We start from the raw sequence: 20,857 nt of genomic DNA, 5'->3' as shown, positions 1-20,857 counted from the left end.
AATACAGCGGCGGTGGCAGCAAGGCGCGCTACTGCTATACAAGCCTCATGTTCCGCTCCTTCCTCACGGTCTCCTCGGGAACGCTGGCCTCGCGACTGCTGGGGTTCGTGCGTGATTCCGTGATCGCGGCGCTGCTGGGCGCGGGACCGGTGGCGGATGCCTTCCTGGCGGCATTCCAGCTTGTGAATGTTGTGCGACGGCTGTTGTCCGAGGGCGGACTGAACGCAGCGCTGGTGCCGGCATGGCTGAAGGCGCGCGACGCCGGCGGCATGGACGCGGCAACCGCCTTTGCCGGCCGCGTGCTCGGCACCATCAGCGCCGCGGTGGTCGCAGCCGCGCTCGTCATCGGCGCGCTGATGCCGCTGGTGATCGCGGCGATCGCGCCGGGTTTTGTCGGCCGCGACACGCTGCAATTCGCCGTCGACGACGCGAGGCTGATGCTGCCCTATCTCGCCTTCGCCGGCCCGGTCACCGTGATGATGGCGCTGCTCAGCGCGCAGGGGCGCTTCGCGCTGACCGCGTTCTCGCCGCTGTTGTTCAACATCGCGCTGATATCGGTGATGGCCGTTCTGCTGGTGCGGCAGCAGGAGCCGGCGCAGGCCGCGCTGGTGATGGCGGCGACGATCGGCATCGCCGGCTTTCTGCAGCTGTCGATGCTGGCGCTGCGCGGCGCAAGGCTCGCCTCGCCGCTCCGCGTGTCCTTCGATCCCGACATGCGCGGCTTTCTCGGCCGCGCGATCCCCGGCATGGTCGCGAGCAGCGCGCCGCAATGGCTGATGGTGGCAGGCGCGGTGATCGCATCGACCTCGCCGTCGGCGGTGTCCTGGCTCTATTTCGCCAACCGCCTGCTCGAGCTGCCGCTCGGCATTGTCGGCGTCGCGATGGGCACCGTGCTGATCCCGGAGATGACGCACGCTGTGCGCAGCGGCGAATCCAGCGCGATCGCGCATGCGGAATCGCGTGCCCTCGAGCTTGCGGTCGGGCTGGCGCTGCCGGCGACGCTCGGCCTGATGGTGCTGAGCGAGCCGATCGTGCGGATGCTGTTCGAGCACGGCGCGTTCACCGCCCAGGATAGCGCGGCAACCGCGCAAGCCTTGATCTGGCTGACGCTGGCCTTGCCGGCGCATGTGCTGGTGAAGGCGCTGTCGCCGGCATTCTTCGCGCGCGAAGACACGCTGACGCCGCTGCTCGCAACGCTGAAGGCTATCGTGGTTACGATCGCGGCGGCCTTCCTGTTCGGTCATATCTTCGGCGCGAGCGGAATTGCCGCAGGCATTGCGCTCGGCGCCTGGAGCAACGCACTGGCACTGATCCGCAAGGGGGCCGCGACCTTCGGCTTCTCGATCGATGCCGATGCGCGCCGCCGGCTGCCGCGCATCCTGGCCGCGGCGCTCGCGATGGGCGCCCTGCTCTGGCTCGCAGAGGGCGCGCTGCCGTCGGCCGGCAGCCACGGTTTCGTGCAGGCGGCCTCCCTGCTCGTGCTGATCGCCTCAGGTATCGCCGGTTACGGGCTGTTCTTGCAGCTTTTCGGCGTCACCGGCTGGCGCGAGGCGGTTAACGCCGTCAGGCAAAGACGCCCCGCCTGACTTGCGCGCGCAGAGCTTAAGTGGCAAACGACGCGGCAAAACTAGCCATTTCCGGGAATTAGACCATGGCGTTCGTTGAACGGGTTTTCTCAGGCGTCCAGCCGACGGGCAATCTGCACCTCGGCAACTACCTCGGCGCCATCGTCAACTTCGTGAAGATGCAGCAGACCCACAACTGCATCTATTGCGTCGTCGACATGCATGCGATCACGCAGGGCGTCGAGGTCTGGGGCGGCCCGGCCGAGCTCGCCCGCAACACCCGCGAGGTCACCGCGGCCTTCATCGCCGCCGGCATCGATGCCAAGAAGCACATCGTGTTCAACCAGAGCCAGATCGCCGGCCATGCCGAGCTGACCTGGATTTTCAACTGCGTCGCGCGGATCGGCTGGCTGAACCGCATGACTCAGTTCAAGGAGAAGGCCGGCAAGGACCGCGAGAACGCCTCGGTCGGCCTCTACGACTATCCGGTGCTGATGGCCGCCGACATCCTGCTGTACCGCGCCACCCATGTGCCGGTCGGCGAGGACCAGAAGCAGCATCTGGAGCTGTCGCGCGACATCGCGCAGAAATTCAACAACGATTTCGGCGATTCAATTCGTGGTCATGGTTTCGCCGACGGCCTGTTCTTCCCGCAGCCCGAGCCGCTGATCACGGGGCCGGCGACGCGGGTGATGAGCCTGCGCGACGGCACCAAGAAGATGTCGAAGTCGGATGCGTCGGACAATTCGCGCATCAACCTCACCGACGACGCCGACACCATCGCGCAGAAGATCCGCAAGGCGAAGACCGATCCGGAGCCGCTGCCGTCGGAGGAGAAGGGTCTGGAAACCCGCCCCGAGGCCGACAACCTAGTCGGCATCTACGCGGCGCTGGCCGGCATCTCCAAGCAGGAGGTGCTGACGCAGTTTGGCGGCGGGCAGTTCTCCAGCTTCAAGAACGCGCTGGTCGAGGTTTGCGTGGCGAAACTAGCGCCGATCGCCTCCGAGATGAAGAAGCTGGTCGCCGATCCCGGCCATGTCGACGCGGTCCTCGCCGACGGCGCCAACCGCGCCCGCGGCATCGCCGACGAGACCATGCGCGTCACCAAGGACATCGTCGGCTTCATCCGCCCGCGCTGACGCGCAAGGCAGGAACTGCGCACTCCCTCTCCCAAACGGCGAGGGAGTATGGCACCATGGGTTGGTTTGGTTCAGCACCGGGACATGCATGACCACCCAGCGACGCAGCTACGAGACAGGTCACAAGCCGAAATGCCTCGTCATCGTTGACGACACTGCGGAATGGGACCGCGCGGTTTATTACGCCAGCCGGTGGGCGATCCGGGTCGGCGGCGGCGTCGTGATGCTGCGGGTGATCGAGACCGAGGACCAGAACCAGCAATGGCTCGGGGTCGCCGACATCATGCGCGCGGAGGCCGAGGAGGCCGCCAATGAGGCGCTCGACCGCGCCGCCGGCCGCGCCAACGGCATCGCCGCGATCACCCCGGAGCGGGTGATTCGCGAGGGCGACCCGATCGAGCAGATCCTCGACGTGATCGACAAGGACGTCGATATCGCAGCGCTGGTGCTGGCCGCCAACCCGGGCGCCGAGGGACCCGGGCCGATCATCACCACCATGGCCAAGACGATGGGGGCATTCCCGATCCCGGTGACCATCGTGCCGGGCGGCCTGACCGACGCCGAGATCGACGCCCTGTCCTAGCGCATTACCGGCGCCAGACCCGCTTCCGGGCATGGGTTTGAGCCTGGAACCGCGGTTTTGCGGCTTGATCGCGGGCTTTTTAGTTGCCATCTGACTCCTTGATTTGACGCGTTTTCTTCGCGAACCGGTGTCACTTCGCTCGAAAACGCTATAATGGAACCCAACGCGCCGGCCTTGAACCGGCGACGCCGGAGACAGCAGATGTTCATTCAGACCGAAGCCACGCCCAATCCCGCCACGCTGAAATTCATCCCGGGCCGCATGGTGCTCGACAGCGGCACCATGGAATTCTCCTCGCCCGAATCCGCCGCGCGCTCGCCGCTCGCCGAACGGCTGTTCGCCGTATCCGGCGTCACCGGCGTGTTCTACGGCGGCGACTTCATCACCGTGACCAAGGCGGACGGCGACTGGCAGCACCTCAAGCCCGCGATCCTCGGCGCGATCATGGAGCACTACATGTCCGGCGCGCCGCTGCTCGCCGACGGCACCGCCGGCAGCGACGACGCCCGCGATGAGGAAGACGAGTTCTTCGACGAGGCCGACGCCGAGACGGTCGAGCAGATCAAGGACCTGATCGAGACCCGCGTGCGTCCCGCGGTCGCCAATGACGGCGGCGACATCACCTTCCGCGGCTTCAAGGACGGCATCGTCTATCTCAACATGAAGGGCTCCTGCGCCGGCTGCCCGTCATCGACCGCAACCCTGCAACACGGCATCCAGAACCTGCTCCGGCACTTCGTGCCCGACGTGCAGGAAGTCCGGCCGATGTGATGGAGCGGCGAATGGCGAGTGGCGAATCGCGAATAGCATTCTCCGCTGGATCCCTGTTCGCCATTCCCTATTCGCTATTCGCCCTCCCATGATGATTCTCGCCATCGATACGGCGCTCGACGCCTGCTCCGCGGCGGTGCTCGACACCACCTCCGGCAATACGATCGCCATTGAATCGCAGGCGATGCAGCGCGGCCATGCCGAGGCGCTGATGCCGCTGATCGCTCGGGTGATGAAAGAGAGCGGCATCGGCTTTGCCGGGCTCGACCGCATCGCCGTCACCACCGGCCCCGGCAGTTTCACTGGCCTGCGCGTCGGCCTCTCGGCGGCGCGCGGCCTGGCGCTTGCCGCGGAAAAGCCGGTGGTCGGACTGTCGACGCTCGCCGCCTACGCCGCGCCTGTCGTCGCCGAGAACGGCGCATCTGCGATCCTGTCGGCGATCGATGCGCGGCATGATCACGTTTATTTCCAGCTGGTCGGCGGCGACGGCAGCCCGATCATCAAGCCGAAGGCGGCGCCGATCGCGGAAGCGCTCGAGGCCTCCCAACACGGCGCGCTGCATCTGGTCGGCAACGCCGCCAATGTCCTCGCCGAGCGCTGGCCCGCCGACGCAGCACCGCCGGTCAAGGTCGACCGGCAGCCCGCGCCCGATATTACCTGGGTCGCCTGGATCGGCGCGGCCGTGGATCCTGAGACCGCGCCGCCGCGGCCGTTCTATCTGCGTGCGCCCGACGCCAAGCCGCCGAAGGACCGGCTCGAAATCGGCAAGCCGCGATCGACATGATCGGCTGGCTGTCACGATGGTGGGGCGGCGGTCCGCCCGCGATCGAGCCCGCATCGCTGCGCGATGCCGCGCGGCTCGCGCAATTGCACGGCGCGTCGTTTCATCGCGGCTGGGGCGAGGGCGAATTCGAGGCGATGCTGACCGAGCGCAATACGCTAGTGCATCGGCTGCGGCAGGGACGCAAGGTGATCGGCTTTGCCGTCTCGCGGATGGCAGCGGACGAAGCCGAAATCCTGTCGATTGCGATCGATTCCAATCAGCGCGGCCGCGGGCTGTCGCGCGACCTGCTGCTGACCCATCTCGGCCATCTTGCCGGCCGCGGCATCCGCACCATCTTCCTCGAGGTGGAAGAGAACAATCAGCCGGCGCGACGGCTCTATGAAAGGGCCGGATTCGGCGTGATCGGCCGCCGCGAACGCTACTACAAGCAGCCCGGCGGGGAACATTTGAACGCGCTTCTGATGCGGCGCGACTTGTCGTAACATCGGCGCGATGGCAGAACAGCGCCCTGCTCTGCCATCCAAGGCCCAAGGATTGGCCAAGGACCTGCCAAGGACCCATGACGACGGTGAAAATCACGCCTGCGCAGAAGAATACCGGCATCGAGGCGCGCTGCGCTGCGACCGGCATGCGCATGACCGAACAGCGTCGTGTGATCGCACGCGTGCTGGCGGAGGCCATGGATCACCCCGACGTCGAGGAGCTCTACCGCCGCTGCGTGGCGGTCGACGACAAGATCTCGATCTCGACCGTCTATCGCACCGTCAAGCTGTTCGAGGATGCCGGCATCATCGAGCGCCACGACTTCCGCGAGGGCCGCGCGCGCTACGAGCAGATGCCCGAGAGCCATCACGACCATCTGATCAACCTGCGCGACGGCAAGGTGATCGAGTTCACCTCCGAGGAAATCGAGAAGCTGCAGGCCGAGATCGCGCGCAAGCTCGGCTACAAGCTGGTCGATCATCGTCTCGAGCTGTATTGCGTCCCGCTCGACGAAGACAGCAAGTCGTAAGCCGGGTGAGTTTCGATCTCGTCATTTTCGATTGCGACGGCGTGCTGGTCGACAGCGAGGTGATTTCCTGTCGCGCGCATGCGGAAGCGCTGACGCGGCACGGCTTTCCGATTACGCCTGATGGGGTGCTGAAGCGCTTCCTCGGCGTGTCCGATCGCGAGGCGCGGCGGATCGTCGAGAGCGAGATTGGCCGCGCGCTGCCCGAGACCTTCGAGGCCGAGGTCAAGCACGCGACGCTCAGCTTCTATGCCGACGATCTCAGCGCCATCGCGCATGTCGGCGAGGCGATCGCCGCGCTCGGCCTACCAAAATGCGTGGCGTCGAGCGGCACGCCGGAAAAGATCCATCACGGCCTGACCTGTGCCGGGCTCTACGACCAGCTTGCGCCGCATATTTTCTCCGCCACCCAGGTCAAGCGCGGCAAGCCGGCGCCGGATCTCTTCCTGTTCGCGGCTGCGCAGATGGGCGCCAACCCCGCGCGCTGCGTCGTGATCGAGGACAGCGTGGCCGGCGTCACCGGCGCCCGCGCCGCCGGGATGACCGTGCTCGGTTTCTACGGCGGCAGCCATTGCACCGCGGAACACGAAGACATGCTGCGCCAGGCCGGCGCGGCCATGACCTTCGCCGATATGCGCCAATTGCCCGATTTGATCGCCCAGGCCGGCCAAAAACACGGCTCGATCGCTGGATTTTCCCCGGTTTAAGCTATATTTCAGCCCCGGCGCCCCGATGGCGCCGTTTCCATTTTTCGCTCTCAGGGTTCCATGACGACGCCGCGCAAGCTGCACATCAAGTCCTATGGCTGCCAGATGAATGTCTACGATGCGCAACGCATGGCGGACACGCTGGCCGGCGAGGGCTTTGTCGAGACCGCGAGCGCCGAGGACGCCGACCTCGTGATCCTCAACACCTGCCACATCCGCGAGAAGGCGTCGGAGAAAGTCTATTCCGAGCTCGGGCGGCTGCGCGTCGCCAAGGACGAGGCCGCGCGGGCGGGCCGCGAGATGAAGATCGCGGTCGCCGGCTGCGTCGCGCAGGCCGAAGGTGCCGAGATCATCCATCGCGCGCCGACCGTCGACATCGTGGTCGGGCCGCAGAGCTATCATCATCTGCCCGAGCTCTTGAAGCGCGCCAAGGCAAACGGCCGCGCGCTGGAAACGGAATTCCCGGTCGAGGACAAGTTCGGCTTCCTGCCGCAGCCGAAGCCGGATGCGATCCGCGCCCGCGGCATCTCCGCCTTCGTCACGGTGCAGGAAGGTTGCGACAAGTTCTGCACCTTCTGCGTGGTGCCCTATACGCGCGGCGCGGAGGTCTCGCGTCCGGTCGCCAGGATCATCGACGATGTGAAGCAGCTCGCCGACAATGGCGTGCGCGAATTCACGCTGATCGGACAGAACGTCAACGCCTATCACGGCGAAGGCCCCGACGGCCGCGTCTGGCCGCTCGGCAAATTGCTGCAGCGGCTGGCCACAATTCCCGGTGTCATGCGGCTGCGCTATTCGACCAGCCATCCGCGCGACGTCGACGACGCCCTGATCGCGGCACATCGCGATTTGCCCGAACTGATGCCGTTCGTGCACCTGCCGGTGCAATCGGGGGCGGACCGGATCCTTGCCGCCATGAACCGCAAACATACCGCCGATGACTACCGGCGCGTCATCGACCGGTTCCGCGCCGCGCGGCAAGACATTGCTTTTTCATCAGATTTTATCGTGGGCTTCCCCGGAGAGACCGCGGAAGAATTTTCCGCCACCCTCGCGCTTGTCACGCAAATCGGATACGCTGCGGCGTATTCATTCAAGTATTCGCCACGGCCGGGCACGCCGGCGGCGGAGATGCGGGAGACGGTGTCAGCAGCCGAGATGGACGAGCGCTTGGGGCGGCTTCAGGAACTGATCGACAGCCAGCAATCGGCCTTCAACCGGGCTGCGATTGGCACAACGGTCGATGTGCTGTTCGAGCGCGCCGCGCGCAATCCGGGCCAGATCGTCGGCCGCACCGCCTATCTGCAGCCCGCCCATGTGATGGCGTCGCCTGACATCATCGGCCAGGTCCTCCCGGTGAGGATCGACAGCCTCGAGCGCTACAGCCTGATCGGCGAGCTCGCGACGCGACCCGCGCCCGGCCTCATTTCGCAGACCATTGGAGCCTGAAATCCTTGCCCAAAAGCGCATCGGATTCGTCTTCGCTCGCTCCCAGCCGCAAACCTGACCGCGACATGCAAATGCCACCTGAGACCCGGCCCCCTGAAACTCAGGTCGTCATCGATTTCGACGACAACCGCGCCGCATCGGCGCTGGTCGGCCCCTACGGACAGAATCTGGCGCTGATCGAGCGGCGGCTCGGCGTCGTGGTCGATTCCCGCGGCAATCATCTGACCATCGCAGGCTCCCGCGACGGCTGCGACGCGGCGCGGCGCGTGCTGGAGACGCTCTATGCGCAGGCCGTCGAGGGACACGACCTCGATCAGGGCGAGGTCGAAGGCGCGATCCGCGCCGTGATCGCGCAGGGCTCGCTGTTCGAATTCGACAACAAGACCGCCAAGCCGACCTTCGAGACCATCAATCTGCGCAAGCGTCCGGTGCGCGCCCGCACCGCGGCGCAGGATTCCTACATCCGCGCGCTGAAGCGGCATGAGCTGGTGTTCGGCATCGGCCCGGCCGGCACCGGCAAGACCTGGCTCGCGGTCGCCCATGCCGCGCAGTTGTTCGAGCGCAAGGAGGTCGATCGCATCATCCTGACGCGGCCCGCGGTCGAAGCCGGCGAGCGGCTCGGCTTCCTGCCCGGCGACCTCAAGGAGAAGGTCGATCCGTATCTGCGCCCGATCTATGACGCGCTGTACGATCTGATGGATGCCCGCGTCGTCGAGCGCGCGCTGCAGGGCAACGAGATCGAGATCGCCCCGCTCGCCTTCATGCGCGGCCGCACCCTGACCAATGCCGCCATCATCCTCGACGAGGCGCAGAACACCACGACGATGCAGATGAAGATGTTTTTGACGCGTCTCGGCGAGAACAGCCGGATGATCGTCACCGGCGACCCGTCGCAGGTCGACCTGCCGCATGGCCAGGCCTCGGGGCTCACGGAAGCCGTGAAGCTGCTCGACGGCGTCGAAGGCATCGCGCAGGTGCATTTCAAGGCCGAGGACGTCATCCGCCATGAGTTGGTGGCGCGCATCGTGGCCGCCTATGAGGGATTGCCGCAAAAGCCGGCAAACGCCAGATCTTGAGACCAATAGCTTCGGCCGCGAGCCCGCACGCCGCGGGATCCGGCCATAACGCAGATTTTGAAACGAAAGTGTCTGCTTTTCCTGCAACCGAGGTTCTCGTCACCGCCGAATGCTGGCAGGCCGAGCCCAATGCCGACGCGGTGATCCACCGCGCCATCGAGGCTGCCGCCGAAATCGCCGATGCCGATGTCGCCGACGCCGAGCTTGCGGTAATGCTGACCGACGATGCCGGTATCCGCACCCTGAACGCCAACTGGCGCAGCATCGACAAGCCGACCAATGTGCTGTCGTTCCCGGCGCTGCAGCCGGAGGGCGCCGGCGGACCCGACGATGCCCCGCGCATGCTCGGCGATATCGCGATCGCCTATGAGACGACGCGGCGGGAAGCCGATGAAGAACGGAAACCGTTCGACCATCATTTGAGCCATCTCGCGGTGCATGGCTTCCTGCACCTGATCGGTTACGACCACGAGAACGACGACGATGCCGAGGACATGGAGGCGCTCGAGCGCGAGATCCTCTCTTCCCTCGGCATTCCCGACCCCTATGCGGATCGGATCGCCTGACATGCCGGATTCCGAACCGACCCACGACAACCCGCGCAACGTGAGCAACCTGCCCGCCGTGGTGCACGACGGCGAGGTGCAGCGCCCGGCGGCCGAGGGCTGGCTGGTGCGCGCGATCCGGACGCTGTTCGGCTGGAAGGCCGGCTCGGTGCGCGACGATTTGCAGGTGGTGCTCGACGCCTCGACGCCCGACGATGTCGGCTTCTCGGCGATCGAGCGCACCATGCTGCGCAACATCCTGTCGCTGAACGAGCGGCGGATCGCCGACGTCATGGTGCATCGCGCCGACATCGTCGCGGTCAAGCGCGACATTCCGCTCGGCGAATTGATGAGCCTGTTCGAAAGCGCGGCGCATTCGCGGCTCGTCGTCTACAACGAGACCCTCGACGACCCCGAGGGCATGGTGCACATCCGCGACCTGCTCGCCTTCATGACCGCGAAGGCCCGAGTCATCGACGCGACCAAGACGCGGCGCAAGAAACCGTTCCCGGCCGGGCTCGATCTGCGCAGCGTCGATCTCGCGCTGCCGCTGTCGGAAGCCAGTATCATCCGCAAGCTGCTCTATATCCCGCCGTCGATGCGCGCGATCGACCTGCTGGCGCAGATGCAGGCCTCGCGGATCCATCTCGCGCTGGTGGTCGACGAATATGGCGGCACCGACGGGCTGGTGTCGATCGAGGATATCGTCGAGCAGATCGTCGGCGAGATCGACGACGAACACGATTCCGACGAGCCGCCGTCCATCGTGCGCCAGCCGGACAACTCCTTCATCGCCGATGCGCGCGCCAGCCTCGACGATGTCCGCTCGGTGATCGGCGAGGATTTCGTGATCGGCGACGCCGGCGAGGAGGTCGAGACGCTCGGCGGCTACCTCGTATCGTTCGTCGGGCGCCTGCCGGTGCGCGGCGAGGTGATTTCGGGGCCCGGCAATTACGAGGTCGAGGTGCTCGACGCCGATCCGCGGCGGGTCAAGCGCGTGCGCATCACCGCGCGCAAGGAACGGCCGACGCCGCGCAAGGAGCGCGAGCGGCGCCGCGAGCAGGCGCCGGACTCCGGAAACCCGCAGGCGAACGACAACATGCCGCCGCCCGGCGAGGGAGCCGGTCCGCAGTGAGGCTGTCCGACAAGCTCCGATCGATCGGCCTTGCAATCATCCTGACCTGGGGATGGAAACGCGCCGTCCTCGCGCTCACGGCCGGCGCGCTGTCTGCGCTGGCGATGGCGCCGTTCAACGCCTGGCCGGTTCTGTTTCTCACCTTTTCCATCGCCGTCTGGCTGATCGACGGCAGCGCGGCCGGCCGCTGGCGCGGCGTGCCCGCCGCGGCGCTGTCCGGCTTCTGGTTCGGCCTCGGCTATTTCGTGCCGGGGCTGTACTGGATCGGCTACGCCTTCTTCGTCGACGCGGACACCTTCGCCTGGCTGACGCCGTTCGCGGTGCTCGGCTTGCCCGCCTATCTCGCTTTGTTCACCGCGTTCGGCTTCGCGCTGGCGCGGCTGATCTGGCCGCGCGACGCCTCGCGCGTGCTGGCACTCGCGGTCAGCCTGACGGTTTCGGAATGGCTGCGCGGCCATCTCCTCAGCGGCTTTCCGTGGAATGCGTTCGGCTACGCACTGACCGAGCCGCTGGCGCTGGCCCAGACCGCGTCGCTGATCGGGCTGTGGGGCATGACGTTCCTGGCCGTCGCGATCTTCGCAAGCCCGGCTGTGTTGATCGACGGCGCCTCGCGCGGCCGCAAGCCGTGGCGCGCGCCGGTGGCCGCGGTGCTGGTTCTGGCAGCGATGCTGGCGTTCGGCGTGGTCCGCCTCGCGCAGCAGCCGACCAGGATGGTCGACGGCGTCAAGCTGCGCATCATGCAGCCCGATTTGCAGCAGGACGCCAAGTTCAACTACTCCGCCAAGGCGGCGGTGATGCAGAAATATCTCACCCTGTCGGATCGCGCCTCCGGGCCGCACGCCACCGGCGTGAAGGACTCCACCATTCTGATCTGGCCGGAATCCGCGTTTCCGTTCTTCCTGACCAAGGAAGCCGACGCGATGGCGCAGATCGCCGACCTTCTGCCGAAGGGAACCGTGCTGATCACCGGTTCGGTGCGCGCACCCGATCTGCCGCCCGGCGTCCGCGTCACGCGCGCCTATAATTCCGTCTACGTCATCGACCACGACGGCAGCGTGCTTGCGGTCTACGACAAGCTGCATCTTGTCCCGTTCGGAGAATATCTGCCGTTCCAGGACTGGATGGAGAAGCTCGGCTTCGTGCAGCTCACCAAGGTGCAGGGCGGCTACATTCCCGGCACGATCCGCCGGACGCTCGATATTCCGAATGCACCGCGCGCCCTGCCGCTGATCTGCTACGAGGCGATCTTTCCCGGCAATGTCGTGAGCCGCGACGACCGTCCCGGCTGGATCGTCAATGTCACCAATGACGGATGGTTCGGAATCTCGACCGGCCCTTACCAGCACCTGCAACAAGCCCGGCTGCGCACCATCGAGGAAGGCCTGCCGATGGTCCGCGCCGCAAATACGGGCATCTCGGCCATCATCGACCCGGTTGGCCGGATCGTCGCGCAACTCGGGCTCGGCATCGAAGGCGTGCTCGATGCCGGCCTGCCGGCGGCCATCGCGCCGACGATCTATGCGCGTGTCGGGAACATCCCCGCCGCTGTGATTGTGATCACAGCCCTGGCGTTCGTGTTGCGGCGACGGTTTGTGAGGCGAAAACCCTGACGGCTGCATATCGCCGGTTGTCGCGAACCCGAAAAAACGTCGAAATTTACCTCAGTATGATTCCACCAGTTGACAGATCGACCGTGCACTTCGCATTGTACGGGTCCACGCGAAATCACAAGCCAAGTCAGCCCCTTTGCGCAAATTGTCCGCATTTCGTCCCGATCCTCCTTGCAGGATTTGACGGCACCGGCGCCTGAGGCATACTCCACTTCCAACTTGCCTCATCCACGGGCGCGCAATCCCTTAGGAGAGTTGGAGATGTCCACCAAAGCGCCCAATCCTGTTGACAAATATGTCGGCAGCCGCGTCCGAATGCGACGCATCATGCTCGGCATGAGCCAGGAGAAACTGGGCGAGGCGTTAGGCCTGACGTTCCAGCAGGTGCAGAAATACGAGAAGGGCACCAACCGCGTCGGCGCCAGCCGGCTGCAGCAGATCTCCGAAATCCTGCAAGTGCCGGTCTCTTTCCTGTTCGACGGCGGCCCGAGCGGCGTCAAGACCGCCGACGGCTTCAGCGAAGGCGCCTCACCGACCTATGTCTCCGATTTTCTGGCGACCGCCGAAGGCCTGGCCCTGACCCGCGCCTTCACGCGGATTGCGGACGCCAAGCTCCGCCGCAGCATCGTCGAACTGGTCGAGCAGATCGCGGCGCGCGAGGCGGCCGAGCAGGTCTGATTCAGCCATATCCGTTTGAGCGATCGTCAAATCTGGAATATGCCATTCCGGCGTACGCTAACGCGATGAGTTCAGCTTGAGCATCATCGCGCTTGAGCGCCTCGTTTGAGCATGATTTCGGATCATGCTTTGGCGCGTGCGCGCAATGACAAAGCGAAATTCACAGGCGACGACAACAGCATGTCCAGCAATCCGTTCGAAACCGCCGTGATTCTCGACGGCATCCGCCGCTGGGTCGAGATCGAATCTCCGACCGAGCGGCCCGATCAGGTCAACAAGCTGGCTGATCTCGTCGCGTCGGGCTATCGCGACCTGCCGGCCACGGTGGAGCGCATCGCGGGACGCGACGGCTGCGGCGATCACCTGGTGACGCGCTCGTCCTGGGGCCAGGACGCGCCGGGCATCCTGGTGCTGAGCCATCTCGACACAGTTCATCCGATGGGATTCATCGAACGGTTACCATTCACGGTCGACGGCGACAGCGCGTTCGGCCCCGGCATCTACGACATGAAGGGCGGCGCCTATCTCGCCTATCATGCATTCAGGCAGGCCTGCGCCGACGACGCGCGCCCGCCGCTCGGCATCACCCAACTCTACGTATCGGACGAGGAGATCGGCAGCCCGACCTCGCGGGCGCTGATCGAGGCCGAGGGCCGCAAGGCCAAATACGTGCTGGTGACCGAGCCGGCGCGCGACGGCGGCAAGATCGTCACCGGACGCAAGGGGGTTGCGCGCTTCGACGTGTTCATCAAGGGCGCGCCGGCCCATGCCGGCACGCGCCCCGAGGACGGCCGCAGCGCGATCCGGGAACTCGGCAATGTGATCCAGGCGCTGGAGGCGATGAACGATCTCAAGCGCGGCGTCACCGTCAATGTCGGCGTCGTCCGCGGCGGCACCAAGCCGAACGTGATCGCCGAAGAGGCCTATGCGGAAGTCGACATGCGCGTGCCGACCATGGCCGACGCCGACGAGCTGGTGCCGAAGATCCTCGGAATCACCTCACGCACCGAGGGCGTCAGCGTGAAGATATCGGGCGAATTGAACCGTCCGCCGTATGAGAAGAGCAACGCCGGCGCCGCACTCTACGAGCACGCCAGGGGACTGGCCGCCGAACTCGGCTTCGAACTGGCGGATGTGTTCACCGGCGGCGGCTCCGACGGCAATTTCACCGCGCCGCACACCGCGACCCTCGACGGCCTCGGCGTCGACGGCAAGGGCGCGCATACCCATTACGAGCAGCTCTACATCTCGTCGATCGAGCCGCGCGCGCGGCTGCTCCATCGTCTCTATCAAACGCTGCGATGACACCGGCTCCAGGCGACCGCGGCGATCGCGATTCCCCCGACGACGGCACGATGGCGCATGCGCGCGGCTCGTTCTTCGGACGGCGCAAGGGCCACAAGCTGCGCCCGCATCAGGCCGACCTGATCGACACTCTGCTGCCGCATCTGGCGGTCGACATCTCGGCGCCCGCGCCCGAGGCGCTGACCGCGTTGTTCGATGACGGCATCGAGAATGTCAGGCTCGAGATCGGCTTCGGCGGCGGCGAGCATCTGATCGCGGAGGCACTGGCCTTTCCGACCACCGGCTTCATCGGCTGCGAGCCCTATGTCAACGGCATGGCGAAGATCCTGACCCAGATCGAGGCGCTGAACATCGGCAACATCCGCCTGTTCGCCGGCGACGCGGCCGAGCTGCTGGCCTGGGCGCCACCGCGCTCGCTTGCTCGCATCGACCTGATTCATCCCGATCCGTGGCCGAAGCGGCGGCACTGGAAGCGGCGCTTCGTGCAGGATGCAACGGTCACTGCCATGATGCGGCTGCTGCCGCCGGGCGGCGAATTCCGCTTCGTCAGCGATATCGACGACTACTGCGCCTGGACGCTGGCGCATCTGATGCGCTCGCCCGACTTCGCCTGGCTCGCCGAGCGCGCGATCGACTGGCAACAGCCGTGGCCGAACTACACGATGACGCGCTACGGCGCCAAAGCCGAGCGCGAGGGGCGCAAGGCGGCGTATTTGAGGTTTCGCAGGCTCTAGCACCTCGTCATGCCCGGGCTTGTCCACGTCTTGACGTCGTGCGGCTAGCAAGACGTGGATGGCCGGGACGAGCCCGGCCATGACAGCGAAGGGAATTACTTCCCCGCCAGCCGCGCCTTCCTGACGTCGGTCGCCTCCCACACCATCCGCTTGCCACGCTCGCGGCCGAGCAGCTCGATCGGATCGTGATTGTCGATGTGGCCGAACTGCCCCTTGTAGACGCTGTAGCCGCACAATTCCTGCAGACGGCGCGGAAAGCGGGCCGCGGTCTCGCGCGGAATACCGAGTTGCAGGTTCTCCTGTTGCCGCATCCAGCCCCAGCAATAGGCGCAGGAGAAGGCAAAGCGCCTGGCGTCGCTGGTGTTGGCGCCGCCGCCATGCCACAGCGCGCTGTCGAACAGCATCACGCTGCCGGCCGGCATGGTCGCGGTGACCGCGTCGTACTCCTTGCCGTATTCGGGCGACGAATCGAATTTGTGGCTGCGCGGGATGATCCGCGTCGCGCCGTTATCTTCGCGGAAATCGGACAGCGCCCAGATCGCATTGATCGTGATCGGAATGTGCGGCCGCGGCAACGGGATCAACTGGGTGTCTTCGTGGATCGGCTGCGCCTCCTGGCCCGGGCCGAGCACCAACGAGCAGAACGACGAGAGCAGGCATTCCCTGTCCAGCACGCGTTCGACCACCGGCAGCACGTTGTCATGCAGCGGCACCTCCCAGAACAGATCGTCATAGGTCAGGAGGTTGTTGATGCGCAGCGTCTTGAAGCCCTCGAACGACGTCCTGGCAGGTGCGAGATTGTGCTCGCGCTCGATTCTCAGCACCGCCGCCTTCAACCCCTCGACCAAATCCGGCGAGGCGGCGCGCTCGATCACGGTGTATCCGTCGTCGCGGATCCGCGCAGCGTGCGATTGGATGTCGGCGTCCGTCAGCATGGCGATCTCCCTGTTGGCGCTGTGTCGCGCCTTGCGGAAAGCATAGCGGGTCAATTTGAAATTGGGAGTTAATTGATGGTACCGTCACCCTGAGGAGCGCGGAACGCGCGTCTCGAAGGGTCGACGGCCCAACTGTGGCCGTGCATCCTTCGAGACGCGCCTGCGGCGCTCCTCAGGATGACGGAGCCAAGAGCAGTTGCGCTTGAACTAGCGCGACTTCCAGAACTCCACGACGCGCTGCGCCGTTGACGGCATCAGGCGCACGAAGTTCACCCGCGCACCTTCGATATCGGCAGGAGACGGCACGCGGTTCGGCCCGAGCCGCATCAGGATCAGGGCGCGCACGGTTGGCCATTCGAAGCCGATCGTCTTGCTGGCGATCAGGATCGGATCGTAACGGTCGCCGGAGATCAGGCGATCGAGCGTGACGATTTTCACGCCGGCCATCGCGGCGAGCGCCGCCACGCATTCCTCGTATTTGAAGGCCTTTGCGAAGCCGGCCACCGCGGCCTCGTTCAATTCGCCGGCGCGATGCAGCGCCAGGATGGCGCGCTGCGCAGCCGTGAAATCGCGGCCCTCGACCTGCACGATCACGCCCTCGATCTCGTTCATCGCCAGCTTGATCTCGGCCTGGCGTTCCGGTTTGGCGACGGCATGCAGGCGGCGGCGGATCACGTCGATCGAGCCGGCGAGCAGGCCCTTCAGATGCTCGGGCGGAAGATCATCGCGGCGGCCGATGCGCAGCGTCAGCACGCCGTCCTGGCCGGCGCGCCGCACCAGCGTCGCAAAGGACGCATCCGAGAACGTGGCGCCCGCATTGCCGGCCGCGCATCGGATCACATCGCGATCGCCGCGTCGGACGAGGACGTCGGTCAGCGCAGTCGAGAGCTTCGATCGCTCGGCCATCGCGAGCAGATGGCCCTGGCCCTTGGCATTGGCGATCTCGACCAGCACCTTTTCGTCAAGCATCGGCGATCGGCGCAGCAGCGGCCCCGCGATCGCGACCTCGTCGTCGCGGGCGAGCTGCCCGACCAGATGGCGCGGCGCGTTGGCGAGGGGCGCGAGCCGTTCGGCGAGATCGATCCGCGCAGCAAGCTCGGCATGCGGCACCAGGCTGGTCAGCACCCCGTCGAACAGGTCGATATGGTCGGGGCGAAAGCTCGCGGCGCCCTGCAGGAACAGCTCGCCGAGCCGCCGCGCGGCCTCGGCGCGGCGCTTGGGGTCGCCACGGCGAACGATGTCGTCGAGTTCCGGAATCAGCGCGGGGGCTGTCGTCATGAGCCTTGTCCAACCGGCGACTTCTGCCGATTTTCGGCAATCTATGGTCCCGTTCGTAAACGGAGGGTTAGATCGATCCGGCATCCGGGGAGCCGCAAAATCGCCTCCCGCCGGACCCGGGGGCCCTTGCCGGGCCCAGGCAAAAGAGCTATATCCAGCGCAACTTATGGTATCTCATACGATCGCGTAGGAGAGTGGGCCCCCCGGGACCCGCTCTTTTTTATTACCTGACGGGACCCAACGAGGCCGGGTCCGGTTTGGGTAGCGTTAGCGGCCCCTTAAGGCCACCTGAACAACACAACGGACCTCGGCAGCCTTTAGACCTTAGACAGCCTTTGACACTGGATATGACCGAACCGACCGCCACGTCCGTGGACACCGAACTGCTCGCCGAGCCGCGTCTCGTCGTCGAGCCCGGGGTCGCGGCGCGCGTCGCCGCGGTGGCGGTCCCGGTGCTGCAGGGCATGGGCTATCGCCTGGTGCGCATCAAGGTCTCGGGCGATGCCGGCTGCACCGTGCAGATCATGGCGGAGCGGCCCGACGGCTCGATGCAGCTCGAGGATTGCGAGGCGATCTCGCGCGCGCTGTCGCCGGTGCTCGACGTCGCCGACCCGATCGAGCGCGCCTACCGGCTGGAAATCTCTTCGCCCGGGATCGACCGCCCGCTGGTGCGCCGCTCCGACTTCGAGCGCTATACCGGGCATCTCGTGAAGATCGAAATGGCGGTGGCGCATCAGGGCCGCAAGCGGTTCCGCGGCGTGCTTGCCGGCGTCGAGGGCGACGCGGTGCGCATCAGGCGCGACGATCCGCGTCCCGACGAGGACGCCGAGGTTCTCCTGGTGATGGAGGACATCTCGGACGCGCGGCTGGTGCTGACCGACGAATTGATCGAGGAATCGATGCGCCGCGGCAAGGCCGCCGAGCGCGAGCTGCGCCGCGAGCTCGGCCTCGCGCCGCCGCAACCGGCCCACGCCAAGAAGAGCGATCCGGCGAAGAGTCAGAAGCCGAAACCCAAGCCTGGTGACAAGCCTGCTCACAAGCCCGGCAAGAAGCCGGCCCCGACCAACACCAAAAAGCACCGCCTGGCCGCCGAGCGCGCGCGCCGTGGCGAGATCGATCCATCCGAAGGAGACTAAGCCATGGCAGTCAGCGCCAACAAACTCGAACTGCTGCAGATCGCAGACGCAGTTGCGCGCGAAAAGTCGATCGACCGCTCCATCGTGATCGCGGCGATGGAAGACGCCATCGCCAAGGCCGCGCGTGCCCGCTACGGCAGCGAGACCGACGTCCATGCCGAGATCGACGCCAAGAAGGGCGAGCTGCGGCTGACCCGCCACATGCTGGTGGTCGACGTCGTCGAGAACTCCTCCAACCAGATTTCGCTGCACGACGCGCAGCGCGCCAATCCGGGCGCCCAGGTCGGCGACACCATCGCCGACACGCTGCCGCCGCTGGAATATGGCCGCATCGCCGCGCAGTCGGCCAAGCAGGTGATCGTGCAGAAGGTGCGCGAGGCCGAGCGCGACCGGCAGTACCAGGAATTCAAGGACCGCATCGGCGACATCGTCAACGGCATCGTCAAGCGCGTCGAATATGGCAGCGTGATCGTCGACCTCGGCCGCGGCGAAGCGATCGTGCGCCGCGACGAGATGCTGCCGCGCGAAGTGTTCCGCAACGGCGACCGCGTCCGCGCCTATATCTTCGACGTCCGCCGCGAGACGCGCGGTCCGCAGATCTTCCTGTCGCGCACCCATCCGCAGTTCATGGCGAAGCTGTTCGCGCAGGAAGTGCCGGAGATCTACGACGGCATCGTCGAGATCAAGGCGGTCGCCCGCGATCCGGGCTCGCGCGCCAAGATCGGCGTGATCTCGCGCGATTCCTCGGTCGACCCGGTCGGCGCCTGTGTCGGCATGCGCGGCTCGCGCGTGCAGGCCGTGGTGAACGAGCTGCAGGGCGAGAAGATCGACATCATCCCGTGGTCGCCCGACATCGCGACCTTCGTCGTCAACGCGCTGGCGCCGGCTGAAGTCGCCAAGGTCGTGATCGACGAGGACCGCGAGCGCATTGAGGTCGTGGTTCCCGACACCAACAACCAGCTGTCGCTGGCGATCGGCCGCCGCGGCCAGAACGTCCGCCTCGCCTCGCAGCTGACCGGCTGGGACATCGACATCCTGACCGAGCAGGAAGAGTCGGAGCGCCGCCAGGCCGACTTCGAGAACTCGACCCGCGTGTTCATGGAAGCGCTCAATGTCGACGAGGTGGTCGGCCAGCTGCTCGCCTCCGAAGGCTTCACCTCGGTCGAGGAACTCGCGCTGGTCGACGTCAAGGAACTCGCCGGCATCGAGGGTTTCGACGAGGAGACCGCCAACGAGCTGCAGACCCGCGCCCGCGAGTATCTGGAACAGCTCGAGGCGGAACTGGAAGCCAAGCGCAAGGAACTCGGCGTCGAGGACGCCATGAAGGACGTGCCCGGCATCACCGGCAAGATGCTGGTGAAACTCGGCGAGAACGACGTCAAGACGGTCGAGGATCTCGCCGGCTGCGCCACCGACGACCTGGTCGGCTGGACCGAGCGCAAGGAAGGCGGCGAGCCGACCAAGCATGCCGGGTTCCTCGACGGCATCGAAATCTCGCGCGACGAGGCCGAGGCCCTGATCATGCAGGCCCGTCTGAAGGCCGGCTGGATCACCGAGGCCGACCTCGCCAAGCCTGCCGAGGAGGCCGAGGCCGCCGAAGCAGAAACGACGGCTTCGTAGCGCGTGTTCCGCAAAGGTGGATACCGGCTTTTCGATAAGAACTCGCGCCAATTCACGAAGGAGATGCCCGACGGATGCTGGCTCAGGCTGACCCCGATCTCGACGATGGGCCGCGGACGCAGAAGTCCGCGACCACGCGGATGTGCGCGGTCAGCCGCGAGGTGCGTCCGATCGACGAGCTGATCCGGTTCGTCATTGCGCCCACGGGCGAGGTGATCCCGGATCTGAAGCGCAAGCTGCCCGGCCGCGGACTATGGGTTTCCGCGTCGCGGCGCAGTGTTGCGGAAGCGGTCCGCCGTCACCAATTTAGCAGGGGATTCAAGCGCGACGTCCGCGTCGCGCCGACGCTCCCCACCGACACCGACACCCTCCTGGTGCGCAGCGTCACCGAGGCCCTGGCAATGGCCGCCAAGGCCGGTCAGGTCGTTTCGGGCTTCGGCAAGGTCGAGGACGCACTCAACCGGAACGAAACTGCAGCCCTGATCCACGCTTCCGACGGCGCAGCGGACGGAATCCGCAAATTGGACGCGATCGTCAGGCAAAGGGGCGAAAAACGTGGTGAATCGCCGGTAATCCCCGTCGTCAATGTTTTGACGTCGGAAGAATTGGATTTGGCACTTGGGCGGTCAAATGTGATACATGCTGCGCTGCTCGCGGGCCCGGCGAGCAAGACGTTCCTGTCGCGCTGCCAGATGCTGGTCCGATACCGGATGGCCGACGACGACAAGACCGCCGAAGCGGCCAGAAATTCCAGAGCGTGATCCGGGAAGGCGGACGCCGTCTTTCCGACCGGTCATG

General features: G+C 66.0%; 21 protein-coding genes. 19 read left to right on the top strand and 2 right to left on the bottom strand.

Going from position 1 to position 20,857, the window contains the following annotated elements; translation table 11 throughout:
- Nucleotides 1-47: 47 nt before the first annotated feature.
- The 16 genes from murJ to JEY66_RS00880 all read left to right on the top strand — a co-directional run bounded on the left by murJ (nt 48) and on the right by JEY66_RS00880 (nt 15,090).
- Nucleotides 48-1,586: a murein biosynthesis integral membrane protein MurJ gene (gene murJ / locus JEY66_RS00955; RefSeq protein WP_018269251.1), complete on the top strand. Its 1,539-nt coding sequence runs from the start codon at nt 48-50 to the stop codon at nt 1,584-1,586.
- Between the two features lie 65 nt (nt 1,587-1,651).
- Nucleotides 1,652-2,704 (top strand): tryptophan--tRNA ligase, encoded by a 1,053-nt coding sequence (trpS, locus tag JEY66_RS00950; RefSeq protein WP_016840401.1) that lies wholly within the window; start codon nt 1,652-1,654, stop codon nt 2,702-2,704.
- An 88-nt stretch (nt 2,705-2,792) separates the two neighbouring features.
- Nucleotides 2,793-3,287 carry a universal stress protein gene (locus tag JEY66_RS00945; protein WP_016840400.1) on the top strand — a complete coding sequence of 165 codons (495 nt, stop codon included), beginning with the start codon at nt 2,793-2,795 and terminating at the stop codon, nt 3,285-3,287.
- Between the two features lie 201 nt (nt 3,288-3,488).
- Complete coding sequence (locus JEY66_RS00940) at nt 3,489-4,058, top strand: NifU family protein (RefSeq protein WP_018269252.1); 570 nt, start codon at nt 3,489-3,491, stop codon at nt 4,056-4,058.
- An 88-nt stretch (nt 4,059-4,146) separates the two neighbouring features.
- Entirely contained in the window at nt 4,147-4,842 is a 696-nt protein-coding gene (tsaB, locus tag JEY66_RS00935) for a tRNA (adenosine(37)-N6)-threonylcarbamoyltransferase complex dimerization subunit type 1 TsaB (RefSeq protein WP_018269253.1), read from the top strand.
- Complete coding sequence (gene rimI / locus JEY66_RS00930) at nt 4,839-5,324, top strand: ribosomal protein S18-alanine N-acetyltransferase (protein WP_018269254.1); 486 nt, start codon at nt 4,839-4,841, stop codon at nt 5,322-5,324. Before tsaB ends, rimI begins: the two co-directional genes overlap by 4 nt.
- 77 nt (nt 5,325-5,401) lie before the next feature.
- The gene (locus JEY66_RS00925) at nt 5,402-5,854 is read left to right on the top strand and encodes a Fur family transcriptional regulator (protein WP_016840396.1); all 453 of its coding nucleotides are present in this window, start codon (nt 5,402-5,404) and stop codon (nt 5,852-5,854) included.
- 5 nt (nt 5,855-5,859) lie between these two features.
- Nucleotides 5,860-6,558, top strand: coding sequence for an HAD family hydrolase (locus JEY66_RS00920; protein WP_016840395.1), 699 nt, complete (start codon nt 5,860-5,862; stop codon nt 6,556-6,558).
- A gap of 60 nt (nt 6,559-6,618) precedes the next feature.
- Nucleotides 6,619-8,007 (top strand): tRNA (N6-isopentenyl adenosine(37)-C2)-methylthiotransferase MiaB, encoded by a 1,389-nt coding sequence (miaB, locus tag JEY66_RS00915; protein WP_016840394.1) that lies wholly within the window; start codon nt 6,619-6,621, stop codon nt 8,005-8,007.
- A 5-nt stretch (nt 8,008-8,012) separates the two neighbouring features.
- Complete coding sequence (locus tag JEY66_RS00910; RefSeq protein ID WP_077231173.1) at nt 8,013-9,083, top strand: PhoH family protein; 1,071 nt, start codon at nt 8,013-8,015, stop codon at nt 9,081-9,083.
- Between the two features lie 68 nt (nt 9,084-9,151).
- A complete protein-coding gene (ybeY, locus tag JEY66_RS00905) occupies nt 9,152-9,649 on the top strand; it encodes an rRNA maturation RNase YbeY (RefSeq protein ID WP_016840392.1) in 498 nt (165 codons plus the stop codon).
- 1 nt (nt 9,650) lies between these two features.
- Nucleotides 9,651-10,763 (top strand): hemolysin family protein, encoded by a 1,113-nt coding sequence (locus JEY66_RS00900; RefSeq protein WP_026192023.1) that lies wholly within the window; start codon nt 9,651-9,653, stop codon nt 10,761-10,763.
- Nucleotides 10,760-12,373 (top strand): apolipoprotein N-acyltransferase, encoded by a 1,614-nt coding sequence (gene lnt, locus JEY66_RS00895; protein ID WP_016840390.1) that lies wholly within the window; start codon nt 10,760-10,762, stop codon nt 12,371-12,373. Before JEY66_RS00900 ends, lnt begins: the two co-directional genes overlap by 4 nt.
- Nucleotides 12,374-12,634: 261 nt before the next feature.
- Nucleotides 12,635-13,051: a helix-turn-helix domain-containing protein gene (locus JEY66_RS00890; protein WP_016840389.1), complete on the top strand. Its 417-nt coding sequence runs from the start codon at nt 12,635-12,637 to the stop codon at nt 13,049-13,051.
- Between the two features lie 180 nt (nt 13,052-13,231).
- Nucleotides 13,232-14,356 carry a M20 family metallopeptidase gene (locus tag JEY66_RS00885; RefSeq protein ID WP_026192024.1) on the top strand — a complete coding sequence of 375 codons (1,125 nt, stop codon included), beginning with the start codon at nt 13,232-13,234 and terminating at the stop codon, nt 14,354-14,356.
- Entirely contained in the window at nt 14,353-15,090 is a 738-nt protein-coding gene (locus JEY66_RS00880) for a tRNA (guanine(46)-N(7))-methyltransferase TrmB (RefSeq protein WP_016840387.1), read from the top strand. The genes JEY66_RS00885 and JEY66_RS00880 overlap by 4 nt, the downstream gene beginning before the upstream one ends.
- A 95-nt stretch (nt 15,091-15,185) precedes the next feature.
- Here JEY66_RS00880 and JEY66_RS00875 read toward each other — a convergent pair whose 3' ends face one another.
- Both JEY66_RS00875 and JEY66_RS00870 read right to left on the bottom strand, forming a co-directional pair.
- A complete protein-coding gene (locus JEY66_RS00875; RefSeq protein ID WP_026192025.1) occupies nt 15,186-16,025 on the bottom strand; it encodes a phytanoyl-CoA dioxygenase family protein in 840 nt (279 codons plus the stop codon).
- Nucleotides 16,026-16,232: 207 nt separating this feature from the next.
- Nucleotides 16,233-17,303 carry a DUF2336 domain-containing protein gene (locus JEY66_RS00870; protein ID WP_018269258.1) on the bottom strand — a complete coding sequence of 357 codons (1,071 nt, stop codon included), beginning with the start codon at nt 17,301-17,303 and terminating at the stop codon, nt 16,233-16,235.
- Between the two features lie 347 nt (nt 17,304-17,650).
- On the opposite strand from JEY66_RS00870, the gene rimP reads away from it, so the two are divergent.
- The 3 genes from rimP to JEY66_RS00855 all read left to right on the top strand — a co-directional run bounded on the left by rimP (nt 17,651) and on the right by JEY66_RS00855 (nt 20,820).
- Nucleotides 17,651-18,439, top strand: a complete 789-nt coding sequence (gene rimP, locus JEY66_RS00865; RefSeq protein WP_016840382.1) for a ribosome maturation factor RimP — start codon at nt 17,651-17,653, stop codon at nt 18,437-18,439.
- Nucleotides 18,440-18,442: 3 nt separating this feature from the next.
- Complete coding sequence (gene nusA, locus JEY66_RS00860) at nt 18,443-20,059, top strand: transcription termination factor NusA (RefSeq protein WP_016840380.1); 1,617 nt, start codon at nt 18,443-18,445, stop codon at nt 20,057-20,059.
- Nucleotides 20,060-20,133: 74 nt separating this feature from the next.
- Nucleotides 20,134-20,820: an RNA-binding protein gene (locus tag JEY66_RS00855; RefSeq protein ID WP_016840378.1), complete on the top strand. Its 687-nt coding sequence runs from the start codon at nt 20,134-20,136 to the stop codon at nt 20,818-20,820.
- Nucleotides 20,821-20,857: the final 37 nt, after the last annotated feature.

The sequence above is a fragment of the Bradyrhizobium elkanii USDA 76 genome, from assembly GCF_023278185.1.
Taxonomy (GTDB): domain Bacteria; phylum Pseudomonadota; class Alphaproteobacteria; order Rhizobiales; family Xanthobacteraceae; genus Bradyrhizobium; species Bradyrhizobium elkanii.
Note: the sequence above shows the minus strand (reverse complement) of the source record. Positions and strands in the feature narration are given on the sequence as shown.